We start from the raw sequence: 15,928 nt of genomic DNA, 5'->3' as shown, positions 1-15,928 counted from the left end.
TTTCATTAGACAGTGTCTCATTTAAAAGGTTTAATCTATTTCTTCTAAAAACTTCTCAATTTTCTTCACCGCATGATGATAAGATGCTTTCAGTGCACCGACCGACGTGCCGAAGATTTCCGACATCTCTTCGTACTTCATTTCCTGATAGTATTTCAGGTTGAACACCATACGCTGCTTTTCGGGCAAAGTCTGCAAGGCTTTTTGCAAGCACATCTGTATCTTGTCGCCCGAAAAGTAGGCGTCACTTTCCAGCTTTTGCACAACTACTGCTTCGGGATCGTCAATATCCACGGTAGTCATGGCACGCTGCTTATTCAGAAAGGTAAGACACTCATTCAGCGCGATGCGATAGAGCCAGGTCGACAGCTTCGCCTCGGCACGGAAATAATCGATATTCGTCCATGCCTTGATGAAAGTGTTTTGCAGGAGATCGTTCGCATCCTCATGCGACAGTACCATCCGGCGGATTTGCCAATACAATTGCTCGCTATACTGCCCCACAATCATTTCAAATCCTTTCCGCTGTGTACTCTCCTCCTGAAGGAGTTTCAGAACTTCGCGTTCGTTATAAGGGATCATAATCTCTCGTATCTGTATGTTTATTTATGGTTTCAAATTCAGGTTATTCATCGCCTCTAGTAAGGACGGATCATATTTATAAATGTCCTCACAATACCTCAAATTATTATCGGTAGACAGATAAACCGTCTGATAATCTATAAATAAAGGTATATATTGTTCCAAACTATAATGTTTCAATTCACGATAAGCCGCACTGATGGGCAGCTTCTTTCCCTCTTCACTCACCGGCTTGATATCCATTGCAATACGAATACGGTCTTCCAACAATTCATCCGGCTCTTTCAACAGGAAGAACGCGAAGTCGAGTGCTTTTTGAAGACGGACGCAACCGTGGCTCACCGCACGATTATTCCGTGTAAAAGCCCACCGTGACGGAGTGTCATGCAGATATACGGAATGAGGATTGGGAAAACGGAAGATGATACGTCCCAACGAATTCCCGGTTTTGTTATCCTGCTTCACCGTATAAGGCACACCACTTCCTGCATACTTCGCCCATTTAATACTGTGGGGATCTACCTGGAGTCCATTCTTATCGTATACCTTCATGCGGTTACGGGTAAAATACGTCGTATCTCTGCGGTAAGTAGGAATGATCTCTTTCCGAATTATGCTTTGAGGCACATTCCAGTAAGGATTCAGTTCCATATAATAAATCCTGCTTGACAATAGAGGAGTTTTATTCTTCACAGTCCCTACACAAATACGCATCTCCAGGATAGAGTCTGTTTCTTCGTTGACGGCCTGCAACATAAATGCCGCCACATTAGCTATCACATATTTTCGTCCTTTATCCAATGCATATTGCCAACGTGCCCGCTCCATGTTTACCAATAGGCGGTCGCGATAATAATCCGTAGTATCTGTCACTCCCCAGCCATTCACACGAACCAGCTCTTCCTGCATCTTATGATAAAGCGGGGAAGCGGGTTGCGCCCGGTGAAAAGCGGCGTTAGGATTTGCACGCAAAGAGTCGAGAGCGGCCATTGCAAACTTCACGTCACATTGTTTTAAAGAAATGTGGTCGATCGAATCATTCCATCTGCGCTCCGGAGGCAAGAATCCGAATTTCAATTGACACACATACGAAAGATAGGCGGCTGTCAACTGATACTCCACGTCTGCCAGCAGACGGTTCATCGTTTTCCCTTCACGCAGTTTCAAGGTTCGTATCTGTTGCAATTCCTCACGGATGCTATCGACAGGATACAGATTCGGATTAACTCCATGTTGTGAAATGTTTCCTAACCAGAATAACATCGAGTCTGCCACCTGTACGGCAGGTTTATCGGATATGAGAGAATCGTTCAGCCAAAAGAATTCATCCTTTTCCTGATAATGTGCCAACAAAACCGAATCCCAGGGAGTTACCGGATTTTCGTTCAGGCAAATACGAATCATCTGATGAATGGTGTCTGCATTTATTTGATAAGCAGGATGGAACAGTTCCTGGAGGGAAGACAAAGAATCCGGTATCGGAGATTGAGGTTTCTCTTTTTTACAGGCTGCCAAGCAACCGAAGAGCAGGATGATTACTCCCCAAAGCAGTCGACTACTTTTCATAGACAGTCCCTCCATCAACGTCAATACACAAATTTTCTTTCGCTAAAATGGTTTGTGGAAAAATGGCGGACGCTTCATGAAGTAAGACAGATTCATCTTCATAACGGGCGGAAAAATGTCCGATCACCAGTTGTCTCACATTGGCATCCAAAGCAAGCTGCGCAGCTTGCGCAGCAGTGGTATGATAAGTTTCCTTAGCGCGTGCCTGCTCGGTCTGTGCAAAGGTGGCCTCATGGAAAAGCAAATCTACATTTTTAATTTGTTCAGCAAGAGACGGACGATAGATTGTATCGGAACAATAAGCATATTTACGCACCGGAGCCGAAGGGCGGGTTAAACGTAAATTGGGTATTACTTCTCCATCGGGAGTTACAAAATCCGCTCCGTTCTTGATGCGGTTCAGTTCATAGACCGGGACTTTATAAAAGTCTACCATGTCCCTGATGATATGATTAGGACGCTGTTTCTCTTCAAAAAGGAAACCACAACAGGGAATTCGATGTTTTAAAGGGATTGTGGTTACAGTCACCGAACGGTCATCGTAAATGAGCATCGGTTCTTTCGTTTCGAATTCATGGAAGAACACCTTATAAGTCAAAGTCTTGCAAAAGAAAGCAAGCATCGGCGCAAACAACTCTTCCAGTCCTCTTGGAGAATGAATATGTAAATCAGCAGTTCTCCCTAATAATCCGAATGTAGAGATCAGTCCCAACAATCCGAAACAATGGTCACCATGTAGATGAGAGATGAAGATATGATTCAATCGGGAAAATTTCAGTCGCGAGCGGCGTAATTGCATCTGTGCTCCCTCGCCACAATCAATCATAAATAGTTTTTCACGCAAGTTTACGACTTGAGAGGTCGCAAAATGTCGCGTAGTAGGCAAAGCAGAACCGCATCCCAATATATGTAACTCAAATTTTTCCATGGTATGCAAAGATAGGACATTTCACATTTAATCTTGCAAAGGAAAAGGAAATATTTCACCCCAGGGTTACACAGATTAATACAGATTTTGATAATTTATTTTTAGACATAAGAACAAAAGAACATAAAGGCAGCGCTTTGAAAATTATTTCTGTTGCTTATTGAACTGCTATTTTATTTTTTATTCTTTTGTTCTTATGTCTGAATTAAATTCCCTCTTATCTTCATTTCTTAAATCTGTGGTGAATAAAAAAAGCGCCCCCAAACGGGAGCGCCTTTCATTGGAAAATATTCTATTTAGATTATTTCTTTCCTTCCAACTGTTCTTTCAATGCAGCAAGAGCGTCGATATCGCCCAGCGTAGTTGAAGCAGCCTGGTTCTGGATCATCGGAGAATCTTCTCTCTTGTTGCTAGAAGATGACTTCTTAGCACCAGAAGCAGCTTTCTTTTCTGCTCTTTCTTCAGCCTTAGCTACATCTTCGAAGATACGGCTGTGAGACAGGATGATTCTCTTAGCGTCTTTGTTGAACTCGATCACTTTGAATTCAAGTTTCTCATCCAACTGTGCTTGTGAGCCGTCTTCTTTTACAAGGTGTTTCGGAGTTGCGAAACCTTCTACACCGTAAGGAAGAGCTACAACAGCACCCTTATCCAACATTTCGATGATTGTACCTTCGTGTACAGAACCTACAGTGAACACAGTTTCGAATACATCCCAAGGATTTTCTTCGAGTTGTTTGTGGCCAAGGCTCAAACGACGGTTTTCTTTGTCGATTTCCAATACCTGAACTTCGATGTCAGCACCAATCTGAGTAAATTCTGATGGGTGTTTTACTTTCTTAGTCCAAGAAAGGTCAGAGATGTGGATCAAGCCGTCAACACCTTCTTCGATTTCTACGAATACACCGAAGTTAGTGAAGTTACGTACTTTTGCAGTATGCTTAGAACCTACAGGATACTTTTCTTCGATAGTTTCCCATGGATCTTGTTTCAGTTGTTTGATACCCAAAGACATCTTACGTTCTTCACGATCAAGTGTCAGCACAACAGCTTCTACTTCGTCGCCTACCTTCATGAAATCTTGTGCAGAACGCAGGTGTTGGCTCCAAGACATTTCTGAAACGTGGATCAAACCTTCTACGCCCGGAGCGATTTCGATGAATGCACCGTAGTCAGCCATAACGACCACTTTACCTTTCACCTTGTCACCAACCTTCAAGTCAGTATCAAGCGCATCCCATGGGTGCGGAGTCAGTTGTTTCAAGCCAAGAGCGATACGTTTCTTTTCGTCATCGAAGTCAAGGATAACAACGTTGAGTTTCTGATCCAGCTCAACCACTTCTTTCGGATCGCTAACACGTCCCCAAGAAAGGTCAGTGATGTGGATCAAACCGTCTACGCCGCCAAGGTCGATGAATACACCGTAAGAGGTGATATTTTTAACAGTTCCTTCAAGAACTTGTCCTTTTTCAAGTTTACCGATAATTTCTTTCTTCTGTTGTTCCAGTTCAGCTTCGATAAGAGCCTTGTGAGATACAACAACGTTTTTGAATTCCTGGTTGATTTTAACCACTTTGAATTCCATTGTTTTGCCAACGAATACATCATAGTCGCGGATCGGTTTAACGTCGATCTGAGAACCCGGCAAGAATGCTTCGATTCCGAATACGTCTACAATCATACCACCCTTAGTGCGGCACTTGATGTAACCCTTGATAATTTCTTCATTTTCCAGAGCAGCGTTAACGCGATCCCAAGAACGAGTAGCGCGAGCTTTTCTGTGTGACAGAACGAGCTGTCCTTTTTTGTCTTCCTGATTTTCGATGTATACTTCTACTGTATCACCGATCTTCAGATCCGGATTGTAACGGAACTCATTCAATGGGATGATACCGTCTGATTTGTAACCGATGTTCACAACTACTTCACGCTTGTTCATTGCGATTACGGTTCCGTCAACAACCTCACGGTCGTTCACTTTGTTAAGCGTACCGTCGTAAGCTTTTTCCAGTTCATCGTGGCTAACGTTGGTTACTGTTTCGCCATTTTCATAAGCATCCCAGTTGAAATCTTCAATAGGAGCTACGTTCTTTAAGTTTTCCATTAATAAATAAATTGTTTAATACTTTAATTAAATAAGACATTATATTATCTATAAATCGGGCGCAAAGGTAGGAATATTTTCTTGATTGACAAAAGAATGGCAGAAGAAAAGAGAATTATATCCGTATTTTTTGTAATATTGCAATCTTTAATTTATACAGTTTTTGCCATGGACGAGAGATTGGACAAAGTCAAGGTGCAATGCGACTATTTACCGCTTATTAATTTTGCGATACAACAAAACGGTGCATCAATCATTCATCAGCTTTCTATTGAGAATACAACGCCTGCCCCGCTGAAGGACATTCAGGTACAAATCACGACAGAACCGACTTTCGGAAACGCCGCTCCAATAGCTGTGGCACAGATTCCGCCCAATGAATCGATATGCCTGTCGTCATTCAATCTCACTTTGTCCGCCAACTATTTCACACAGCTGACCGAACGTTTATCCGGCAATCTGAAAATTGAAATTACTTCCGAAGTAGAATCCGTATTCTGCCAAACCTACCCTATCGACATTCTGGCATACGACCAATGGGGAGGGCTTAATGTATTGCCCGAAATGCTGGCCGCTTTCATCACCCCCAATCATACAGCTATTGTGCCGATCATCAAGAGAGCCGCTTCCATCCTGGGACAATGGACTGGTAATCCGTCCCTCGACGAATATCAAAGCCGCACTCCGGACCGGGTAAGGAAACAGATGGCCGCCATCTACACGGCTATCACGGAACAACAGATTATATACAGCACCATCCCCGCCAGCTTCGAGGAATATGGGCAACGTGTACGGCTAGCCGACTCCGTAATGGCACAAAAACTGGGAACCTGTCTGGATATGGCCTTGCTCTATGCTTCCTGCCTGGAAGCAATCGGTCTGAATGCACTCATTATCATCACTCAAGGGCATGCTTTTGCGGGAGCCTGGCTAGTGCCGGAGACTTTTCCGGATCCTACCATTGACGATGTTTCCCTGTTAACCAAACGGACAGCCGAAGGAATCTACGACATTACCTTAGTTGAAACGACCTGCATGAACATGGGCCATTCGTCCGATTTCGACGATGCTGTGAAGAAAGCGAACGGAAAGTTGACGGATGGAAACAGTTTCATTCTTGCCATAGATGTGAAAAGAGCGAGACATTCGGGCATCCGCCCCATCCCCCAACGCATTTTGCATGGACAGGTATGGGAAGTAGAAGAAAAGGAGACCGACATTCAAAAAAGTGCCGTTCATGCCACTCCGCAAAGTATCAATCCGTATGATTTATCGGGCAATGAAACCCAGACCGTAATCACCAAACAACTGTTATGGGAAAGACGGTTGCTGGATTTAAGCCTGCGCAACAACCTGCTGAATATCCGGATTACCAAAAACACGCTCCAACTCATCCCGGCTAATCTATCCTGTCTGGAAGATGCATTGGCCGACGGAGAAGAATTCCGCATCCTCCACCGCCCTGCCGATTGGGAAAGTCCGGCGATGGACTTCGGGATTTATTCCTCCATACCGGAGTCTGATCCCATGGTTGGTTTCATCAACTCGGAACTTTCACAGAAAAGGTTACGTTTCTATCTGCCCGAAAACGATTTAGGTAAGGCACTGACTCACTTATACCGCTCTTCGCGTACTTCTATCGAAGAGAATGGAGCCAACACACTCTATCTGGCTCTCGGACTTTTGAAATGGTACGAGACACCTTCCAGCGAACGTCCCCGCTATGCCCCCATCTTGCTATTACCGGTTGAAATTATCCGTAAATCGGCAGCCAAAGGTTACGTAATCCGTTCCCGGGAAGAAGAAACAATGATGAACATCACCTTATTGGAAATGCTTCGCCAAAACTTCGGAATCACCATATCAGGATTGGACCCGTTGCCTACCGACGAAAGCGGCGTAAACGTCAAGCTGATCTATTCCATTATCCGCAACAGCATTAAGAACCAGCGTAAATGGGACGTGGAAGAGCAAGCGATTCTGGGTATCTTCTCTTTCAACAAGTTCATCATGTGGAATGATATTCACAACAATGCCAACAAACTGGTTCAGAACAAGATTGTGTCCAGCCTCATCAACGGAAAGATAGAATGGGAAGCCGCCACAGAGGAAATAGATGCAACGGATATGGACAAACAAGTGTCGCCCGCAGACATTGTATTACCCATCATCGCCGATTCTTCGCAACTGGAAGCCATCTACGAAGCCGTACACGACAAGACTTTCATCCTGCACGGGCCTCCGGGAACAGGAAAATCGCAAACGATTACCAATATTATCGCCAACGCGCTTTACAAAGGAAAACGTGTTTTATTTGTAGCGGAAAAGATGGCTGCCCTCTCCGTTGTGCAAAACAGATTGGCAGCTATCGGGCTGGCTCCGTTCTGTCTGGAAATTCATTCCAACAAAACAAAGAAATCCGCCGTTATCTCGCAACTGAAAGAAACTACGGAAATTATCAAGCAGACACCTCCCGAAGAATTCAGAAAGGAAGCGGAACGCCTGCTGAATTTACGGGCGGAATTGAATCAATATATCGAAGCCCTGCATAAAGAATACCCGTTCGGGGTTTCATTATACGACGCCATTATTCATTATCAATCCGTGGACGTCGAATCTTGTTTTGATATTCCAGAAGCTTATCTGGATACATTAGATAAAGACACATTTGCCCAATGGGAAGATGCCATCGAGCTGCTAGTCCGGACGGCCAATGCGTGTGGACATCCTTACCAGCATCCATTAACCGGTATCTCGATTACCGAATATTCATCAGCCGTTAAGGAGGGATCCTCCCAACTGCTCACCGGATTTATCGACCTGTTGACCACCATCCGGCAGAAGCTGGATGTATTCTCCATACTTCTAAAAGATACGGATATACACCCTACACGCAAGGATTTCCAGACAATCTCCCACATCATCCGGAGAATACTCGACATTCCGGAACTGACTCCCGGATTGCTGACTTTGCCATTGCTCAACGAAACACTGAATGAATACCGGGAAGTAGTGGTTCACGGACGGAAACGGGATGAACAAAGGAAAGAGATAGAAACCGGATTCACCCAAGAAATCCTGTCCATCAACGCAAAGCAGATGTTAGCCGAATGGAACCGGGTATCCGATCAATGGTTCCTTCCCAGATATTTCGGACAACGGAAAATCAGAAAGGCAATCAACGTATATGCTTTAAAAACGATTGAAACAGAAGACATCAAACCTCTGCTCCACCGCATTATCCGGTATCAGGAAGAAGCAGAAGCCGTCCGGAAATACATCGGGCAACTTCCCTCCCTATTCGGACGCCCCGGCAAGAACGAGGATTGGAACACCATTGAGCAGATAATCGACGACATGACTTCCCTTCATTCGCATTTGTTGAACTACGCAAAAGACATTGCCAAAGTTTCGCAAATCAAGCAGAATTTGTCCGCACAACTCACTGAAGGAATTCAAACATTCAGAGACATCCATGCTCATTCTTTCAATGAACTGTATCAGCTCGCAGATACACTCACAGCCACCGAAAAGAAATTGTCCGGCATGCTGGGTATCTCGATCGAAGAACTTTATACCGATTCAGCCGACTGGATAACGATTGCCTTGTCAAAAGCCCGAACCTGGAAAGAGAACCTCGACAAGCTCAAGGACTGGTATCAGTGGCTACAAGCCTACCAAACCCTGCATAGTCTGGGAATAGGATTTATCGCGACGGAATATAAAGAAAAGAATATTCCTACCAGCCAACTTACAGACAGCTTCCGCAAGAGTTTCTATCAGGCAGCTATCCGGTATATCATTGCCAAAGAGCCGACTCTGGAATTATTCAACGGTAAGATATTCAATGACATCATTGCTAAATACAAACAAATATCCGCCAAATTCGAAGAAACGACGCAAAGAGAATTATTTGCCCGGTTGGCCTCCAACATTCCGTCTTTCACTCACGAAGCCATCCAAAGTTCCGAAGTGGGTATCCTTCAAAAGAATATCCGCAACAATGCCCGCGGCATATCTATTCGCAAGCTATTCGACCAAATTCCCACTTTGTTGTCGCGCATGTGCCCGTGTATGCTGATGAGTCCTCTTTCCGTCGCTCAATTCATCGATACGGACGCTGATAAATTTGATTTGATTGTCTTTGATGAAGCCTCACAGATGCCTACTTATGAAGCGGTGGGCGCCATTGCACGGGGTAAAAACGTCATTATCGTAGGCGACCCGAAACAAATGCCTCCTACCAGTTTCTTCTCGGTCAACACCATTGATGAAGACAACATTGAAATGGAAGATTTGGAGAGTATCCTTGACGACTGTCTCGCTCTGTCTATCCCTTCCAAATATTTATTATGGCACTACCGAAGCAAACATGAGAGCCTCATCGCTTTCAGCAACTCCGAATATTACGATAACAAACTGATGACTTTCCCCTCACCGGACAACATTGAATCGAAAGTCAGGATAGTCAACATCAACGGTTACTATGATAAAGGCAAGTCGCGCCAGAACCGGGCGGAAGCTCAAGCTGTGGTGGACGAAATAGCCAGAAGATTGAGAAGCGAGGAATTAAGAAAGAAAAGTATCGGTGTAGTCACTTTCAGCATTGTCCAACAAGCCTTGATAGAAGACTTATTATCCGACCTTTTTATCTTTTACCCCGAACTGGAAACTCTTGCGCTGGAATGCGACGAACCGTTATTTATCAAGAACCTGGAGAATGTGCAGGGAGACGAACGCGATGTTATTCTCTTCTCTGTGGGCTATGGCCCGGATGCAGAAGGGCGCGTCAGCATGAATTTCGGACCACTGAACCGGGCAGGCGGCGAAAGAAGATTGAATGTAGCCGTTTCCCGTGCCCGGTATGAGATGATTATCTATTCCACCCTAAGGTCGGAGATGATCGACCTGAACCGGACTTCTTCTATTGGAGTAGCCGGACTAAAACGTTTCCTCGAATATGCGGAGAAGGGAACCCGAAGCACCATCAACAGTGTGCCAAGACAACTGTCGGAAGCAACAGTCTCCATCGAAACGATCATTGCCGACAGACTGCGCTCATTGGGTTACACCGTGCATACAGACATTGGTTGCTCCGGATACAAAATAGACATAGGTATCGTCGACACCGAAAATACCTCTAACTATCAGTTAGGTATTATCTGCGACGGCAAAAACTACAAACGTACCAAGACCGCACGTGACCGGGAAATTGTGCAGAATAATGTATTGAAAGCACTCGGATGGGACATCTACCGGATATGGACAATGGACTGGTGGGAAAAGCCGGACGAAGTAATGGCAACTATCCAAGAGGCTATCGCCCGGAAAAAGAGTTCAAAGGTCGGCTCAATGACAGCAACCGAAATCAATTCTACTCCGACAGAAGTGACAGAACCTGCACCGACGACACAGATGACCAACAATGAGATTTCATTCGTACTCAAGGCATCGCCTGCTGCTCCTGAAAAGCAAGCTGCTTCCGTTCTTTCTACTCAAAACCGGATAGAACAAAAGTACAAGTTTGCAAAGATCACCCCATACAGTTATTCACCGGAAGACTTTTTCTTTACGGACAGTTACTCTATCCTCCTCTCCCAAATACGGAAGATTATGGAAAGCGAGGCGCCAATCAGTAAATCCCTGCTCTGTAAGAAAATCCTGTCCGAATGGGGAATCAGCCGCTTGGGAACACGGGTAGAGGCACAAATAGAAACAGCACTCGACACATTGAATATCTATCGCACAGAATACGAAGGACTTGTCTTCTGCTGGAACGACAAAGAGCAATGCGCTTCCTATTCAATCTATCGCCCGGTTTCCGACCGGGAAGCGACAGACATACCACCTGAAGAGATAGCCAATGCCATCCGGCAACTATTGACCGACTCCATCAGCCTGCCTGCGGCAGATTTGATAAAAGCATGCGCACAACAGTTCGGCTTTGCCCGTATGGGATCGAACATAGACGCTGCCATGCAAAGAGGTATTCGCGAAGCTGTGAAAAGGAATTACGCCAAGATAGAAAATGAACGGGTAACGATTGCCAATTAGATTAATACCCTTTCTCCAAACATTTCAAACGGTTAATAGAATCGGATACATACGCATTGTCCGGTTCTATTGACCGCCAATAACAAAGTTCTCCAATCAGCCGTTTCAGATAGACAGGATCACTCGAGCCAATCCGGCGCTGATGTTCCGCCAAGCCTTTCGTCAGGATAAAATAGACATTCTTCCGGATCTCTCTCTTTCTGGCTTTAGGGATTGTCAGTTTCGCACCGGAAGAGACAGATACTCCTGTAATAATCTTCCTGCCATACTCATTGATAAAACGGGTCTTTTTATGATTCGGTTCGAATTTCTCATCACGGATGATTTGTTTGATCCGGGGAATGATTTGTTCTTTGGGAAACACATCTCCCGAAAAAGTCAGGTCATCGGCATAGCGGGTATAAGTCAGTCCGTATTCCGCTGCCAGTGCCGCCAATTTCTTGTCCATCTCATACCCCACGATATTGCTTAACGCCGGACTTGTAGGCGCTCCCTGCGGCAAGTGCCTGTACAAGCAGCACAACACTCCCAATACCTTAGACACATTTTCCGGATAACCAATCTTCTCAAATGTCTTTTTCACCCTCCGGCTCCGTATCGAAAAGAAAAAATCATGAATATCCATTTTCAAGACATACCGTTTTCCCAGATGGGGACTGGCATTATCAACCACAGAATGACCGCTCCGGAAACCTACTGCCGCCGGATGAATCATTGTCACAGATGATAATATTCGAGAATTAATAGTGGTTTGAATAGATTGTAATTCTTTGTCAGGAGCAGAAATCATCCGATAACCTCCCTTTCTTTTTCTCATCCAGAACTCCCGGTAATGTTCGGAAACATCCCGTAGAATTTCCTTCAACCGTGCCGTTTCCACTCCCAACAAGTTGGCGCACCAAACAACAGCCGATTCATCAAACTTTTGAACATACTGCGTTCTCGGAACAGTTCCCCCCAAAGCATGCCTAAGCCAGGCTCCGTGTTCCCATTTTACCTTAGTAGTCTTTTCTTCCTTACCACTGCTTGTTGCTTTCCATCTTTTATACCCCTCCTGTTTCCTGCTTGAAGAAATTATCTTATAAACAAGGAAAGCGGTGATAACAATGATCGTTATTAAAATTCCGTCCATTTTGTATATGCATATAAAAAAGAGAGAAGAGAGGATGACTTATTTACTAAAATAAATTTAGGTATTTATACCTTAGAATTTATTTTCTAGGAAAATACCTGTGCTTATGAGGCGACTACACCTCTTTGATGCTAAATTCTGCCCTCATCCTCTCTTATACAAAGATAACTAAAATCTTTCGATAAAACAACCGGAACGAAGAAAACTATCGGTTGAACAACTCAAACGTGAACTTACAGCCTATTCCTCCAAATTTCCAGTTTTCGCTACTCACAAAAACTCCTACGTCGAAAATATGCGTACCGATGCCATATCCTACTTCCAGATAAGGTTGAAGGTGCGGCATAGAGAGGGCACTGATATAAATACGTTCATTCTGCACATAACGGGTGTACTTCATCAGATGCCGGAGAATAAGGAACGGAGCTTCGTAGGTGAAATGCCCCCGTACATAACGGCGGGAGGAGTTATACCAACGTGAGTCAAGCACCTGAAATACTCCGCCGATTTCATCATTCCAACCTACGGGAAGATTATGGCGGGAGAAATTGGCAAAGTCCACAAAATACAACTCATCCTGATTGGTGAATGCTCCGAATCCGAAACGATAATAAATATTACGCATCAATCCCAACCGGATTTGATGCTGAAGGTCAAACTCTATTCTTTCATATTCACCCGTACTCTTGAACACTCCTTTAATACCTCGTTCATAATCGACCGAGAAAGTCGGGTATAAAGAATGGAGGTTAATCTTTCGCTTTCCGTTCATATAATAATAGAGTCCCGGAGTCCACTCTATCCGGATGCGGGGAGCAAAACTGATATAAGTGTTCTTGAATTTATCCATAAATTCCGGGGGCGGCATCGGATAATCACCGGTAATCACAAAACGGGAAGGCTCTACCGCTGTTCTTTTATGGGCAGAGAAACCCAGACCGATATCCAGTCCGTTGACTACTTCAACGGTATGACGGAAATTGAAATACAAGTCCTTAAAATAATCGAGATGAATTAAATCGAAATTGAAGATACTGTCCGGCATAGCTTTCAGTTCGTCCAGCACTTTACTACTATAAATACGGTTACCGTTACCCACATTCAACCGGAAGAATCCCCGTTTCTGCGGCCAGTATTCAAAATCGGCATTCAATGACCAGTAGAATTCCTTACGCGTAAAGTTGTATCCGAGTTTAGGCACAATGCGAAGTAATTTATCCCCTCTGAAAAGACGGTTATAACGAAAATCCTGTCGATAAGACAAACCGTTGCTTCCACTATAACTGAATAAGAGCGGATTGATAAACGGAGAGAATCGCACGCTTCCGATATTGGACAAGTTGAATTTATAATCTTCTACCATCAAATCACCCATCGTTCCCCAAAAGGCCTGACTCTTGGACGGCTTTTCTACCGTTGTCGTGTCACGCCGAAGCAAATTGTCGGAATATAGTTTCTTCTCGCTTTCGCTCAAAGGGATGGGGCGCATGATGGCAAAGGTAGAAGCATCCGTCTTATAAGCATTCGTATCACACTGCAAAGAGAAGGATTCTGAAAGGTTATAATTCTTCTTTTCTTTCTTACGTACCTTCTTTTCTTTCAATTCAATGGATTTATAATCTAAAGAAGCGGTATAATTACCGTCCACCTTATTTCCGAGAAATTTGAAAAGAGCTTCCACTTCATAACGCACTGGCAGAAATTCATTTTTCTTGCCTACATCTCCCATCTTAATCCAACAGGTAAATGTTATCAGTTCCGATCTCCCCGAAAAACGAATTTCACGAACACTCCAAACGTTACTACTGACCACCATATATCCACCCACCAACTGATCGCTCTTAGTGCGGGGGATAAAACGAACCCGATAATCCAGATTGTTAGGATCTCCCATCACGCTGTCTATCCGGTATTTATAGTATTTCTGTCCGTTTTTGGCCAGTGGTGACAATAAACGTTCATCATTCAATAAAGAAGAAGAGTAGATATTTACATTAAAATACTCGAGCAATCCAGGCAATCCCCTGTTTCCTCTCACAGTTCCCTGGGAAGCCTTTACTTTCTGATCGTAAATATTGGGAGCCGTATAATGAAGGTCACTGTATGTTTCAAGCAGATATTCGCGAACACCCTTTTGCAAACGAAACATAGAAGGTACATAACGGAGAATAAAATTCTTCTTCTGAATATCCATCTTACCTTTTATATATAGGTTCGCGCGATAATCACTGACTATCGTTTCATACAAAGGTGCAAAAGTCATCACACGTTCTATAATGGAGTCAGCAGAGATTTCCTGATGGGTATAAGGATTCATTATATAATTATTGGCTGCCCCCTTTGGTATAAAAGAGAACAGACACAATATGCATCCTATCAATATTTTATCTCTCAATCGTCGTATCTCCTTCATTAACGTAGGCAAATATAAAAAAGAATATCGAAAAGCAAGAAAAGTTAGACACTAAAAAGAGTTATCAGAAGAAAACCTTCACATTATTCAAAATAACATGGAGATAAGCTAAATCTTTGGTGCGGTTGTCTCGAAATAAATGCAGGAAGCTCTGCATATTCTGCTATTCTCTTCATATATAAAAAACGAAAATCCTCTTTCAACCTATCACCACCTTTCTGAAACTCTTTATTCATCGTGCTTGCAGAATGGTGATAGGTTGAAAGAGGAATTAATAAAACCTGTATGGAAGAAGTTATAATATGAAGGGGATTTTAACAATAATGGAAAAAATACAAAGTTCCAATATCTGTAAATATAAGAGCCCCCTGAAAACATATTAATGACTAAATCAACCCTTCTATCTTTTTATTTATCACTTTATTCTTGACAAAGAAGAAAATTGTCGTATCTTTGCGATACTCTTCATATCAACCAGGCAGGGAACCTGCCTCGTTTCGTGGCAGGCATTTTTATGCCTGTCCTGATGCTTCATATGGCGGTTTCGTACCCCCGTGTGGAGTGTTAATGCACCCACTGCCTGGTTGGTGAAGAGTAACGGGAAAGGCGGAACCGCTCTTATTTCATAGAAAATCTTCGCCTACCACCTTATTCATAATTATATTATGGAAACAAAACAGGTTACCGTTCAACCAGCGGTGGGAGGCATGATAAAGGCTTCCAAAGATTCATTCGTTATTCCTAAAGAGGAATTAAAGGATTTCTACCTTAAATTCGCTTTCCTCCTGAACCCGGATTCCTGCTCCATAAACCGCACCGAATTCGAACTTTTAAACATTCTGCTGAAAGACCTGAAAAAAATCCTGGCAGCATTGACTCACCTCAACACCCATCCTTGGGACGAAGGCATTGCAGAAATCCAAATTTCATGCGGTGTTTACTCCCTACAAGACAACTTGAGCAAAAAAGAGCGTATGCAGATGAACACCTCTACGGGTAAACACCTACAATTTCTTACCCAAATGGCTGTGAACAGCCCAATGTTCAAACTGTTATTCAAGAACTATCACAACCATTATATCCAAGTGGAAAGTTTGGTTAAACAGATGGCTAAAGAAATCGACCAACAGCAACAACAAGAATAGAAGT

General features: G+C 43.7%; 8 protein-coding genes. 2 read left to right on the top strand and 6 right to left on the bottom strand.

The genetic code is table 11. The annotated features are described in order from the left end of the window. Window positions 1–30 precede the first annotated feature (30 nt). The 4 genes from HMPREF9010_RS04120 to rpsA form a co-directional block, all read right to left on the bottom strand. Window positions 31–582 carry an RNA polymerase sigma factor gene (locus HMPREF9010_RS04120; RefSeq protein WP_004304634.1) on the bottom strand — a complete coding sequence of 184 codons (552 nt, stop codon included), beginning with the start codon at window positions 580–582 and terminating at the stop codon, window positions 31–33. 24 nt (window positions 583–606) lie between these two features. Continuing rightward, entirely contained in the window at window positions 607–2,148 is a 1,542-nt protein-coding gene (locus HMPREF9010_RS04125) for a L,D-transpeptidase family protein (RefSeq protein WP_008650959.1), read from the bottom strand. Next, window positions 2,138–3,076 (bottom strand): ribonuclease Z, encoded by a 939-nt coding sequence (locus HMPREF9010_RS04130; protein WP_004301843.1) that lies wholly within the window; start codon window positions 3,074–3,076, stop codon window positions 2,138–2,140. The genes HMPREF9010_RS04125 and HMPREF9010_RS04130 overlap by 11 nt, the downstream gene beginning before the upstream one ends. 301 nt (window positions 3,077–3,377) lie before the next feature. Further along, window positions 3,378–5,180: a 30S ribosomal protein S1 gene (gene rpsA, locus HMPREF9010_RS04135; protein ID WP_004301842.1), complete on the bottom strand. Its 1,803-nt coding sequence runs from the start codon at window positions 5,178–5,180 to the stop codon at window positions 3,378–3,380. A 96-nt stretch (window positions 5,181–5,276) separates the two neighbouring features. Between rpsA and HMPREF9010_RS04140 the strand changes: the two genes are divergently transcribed. Further along, entirely contained in the window at window positions 5,277–11,234 is a 5,958-nt protein-coding gene (locus tag HMPREF9010_RS04140; protein ID WP_008650958.1) for a DUF3320 domain-containing protein, read from the top strand. Between the two features lies 1 nt (window position 11,235). Here HMPREF9010_RS04140 and HMPREF9010_RS04145 read toward each other — a convergent pair whose 3' ends face one another. Together HMPREF9010_RS04145 and HMPREF9010_RS04150 are read right to left on the bottom strand one after the other, a co-directional pair. Continuing rightward, window positions 11,236–12,366, bottom strand: coding sequence for a retron St85 family RNA-directed DNA polymerase (locus HMPREF9010_RS04145; protein ID WP_008650956.1), 1,131 nt, complete (start codon window positions 12,364–12,366; stop codon window positions 11,236–11,238). Window positions 12,367–12,571: 205 nt separating this feature from the next. Further along, the gene (locus HMPREF9010_RS04150; RefSeq protein ID WP_008650954.1) at window positions 12,572–14,779 is read right to left on the bottom strand and encodes a DUF5686 family protein; all 2,208 of its coding nucleotides are present in this window, start codon (window positions 14,777–14,779) and stop codon (window positions 12,572–12,574) included. A 665-nt stretch (window positions 14,780–15,444) separates the two neighbouring features. Between HMPREF9010_RS04150 and HMPREF9010_RS04155 the strand changes: the two genes are divergently transcribed. Then, window positions 15,445–15,924 carry a hypothetical protein gene (locus HMPREF9010_RS04155; RefSeq protein WP_008650948.1) on the top strand — a complete coding sequence of 160 codons (480 nt, stop codon included), beginning with the start codon at window positions 15,445–15,447 and terminating at the stop codon, window positions 15,922–15,924. Window positions 15,925–15,928: the final 4 nt, after the last annotated feature.

Origin of the sequence: Bacteroides sp. 3_1_23 (genome assembly GCF_000162555.1) — a bacterium.
Classification (GTDB): domain Bacteria; phylum Bacteroidota; class Bacteroidia; order Bacteroidales; family Bacteroidaceae; genus Bacteroides; species Bacteroides ovatus.
The sequence above is the reverse complement of the archived record's forward strand: the minus strand, read 5'-3'. Positions and strand labels throughout refer to the sequence as shown.

Excerpts from the sequence above, each read along its gene's own strand:
- rpsA (WP_004301842.1), bottom strand. The coding sequence starts at position 5,180 with ATGGAAAACTTAAAGAACGTAGCTCCTATTGAAGATTTCAACTGGGAT.
- HMPREF9010_RS04145 (WP_008650956.1), bottom strand. The coding sequence starts at position 12,366 with ATGGACGGAATTTTAATAACGATCATTGTTATCACCGCTTTCCTTGTT.
- HMPREF9010_RS04140 (WP_008650958.1), top strand. The coding sequence starts at position 5,277 with ATGGCAGAAGAAAAGAGAATTATATCCGTATTTTTTGTAATATTGCAA.
- HMPREF9010_RS04120 (WP_004304634.1), bottom strand. The coding sequence starts at position 582 with ATGATCCCTTATAACGAACGCGAAGTTCTGAAACTCCTTCAGGAGGAG.
- HMPREF9010_RS04155 (WP_008650948.1), top strand. The coding sequence starts at position 15,445 with ATGGAAACAAAACAGGTTACCGTTCAACCAGCGGTGGGAGGCATGATA.
- HMPREF9010_RS04125 (WP_008650959.1), bottom strand. The coding sequence starts at position 2,148 with ATGAAAAGTAGTCGACTGCTTTGGGGAGTAATCATCCTGCTCTTCGGT.
- HMPREF9010_RS04150 (WP_008650954.1), bottom strand. The coding sequence starts at position 14,779 with ATGAAGGAGATACGACGATTGAGAGATAAAATATTGATAGGATGCATA.
- HMPREF9010_RS04130 (WP_004301843.1), bottom strand. The coding sequence starts at position 3,076 with ATGGAAAAATTTGAGTTACATATATTGGGATGCGGTTCTGCTTTGCCT.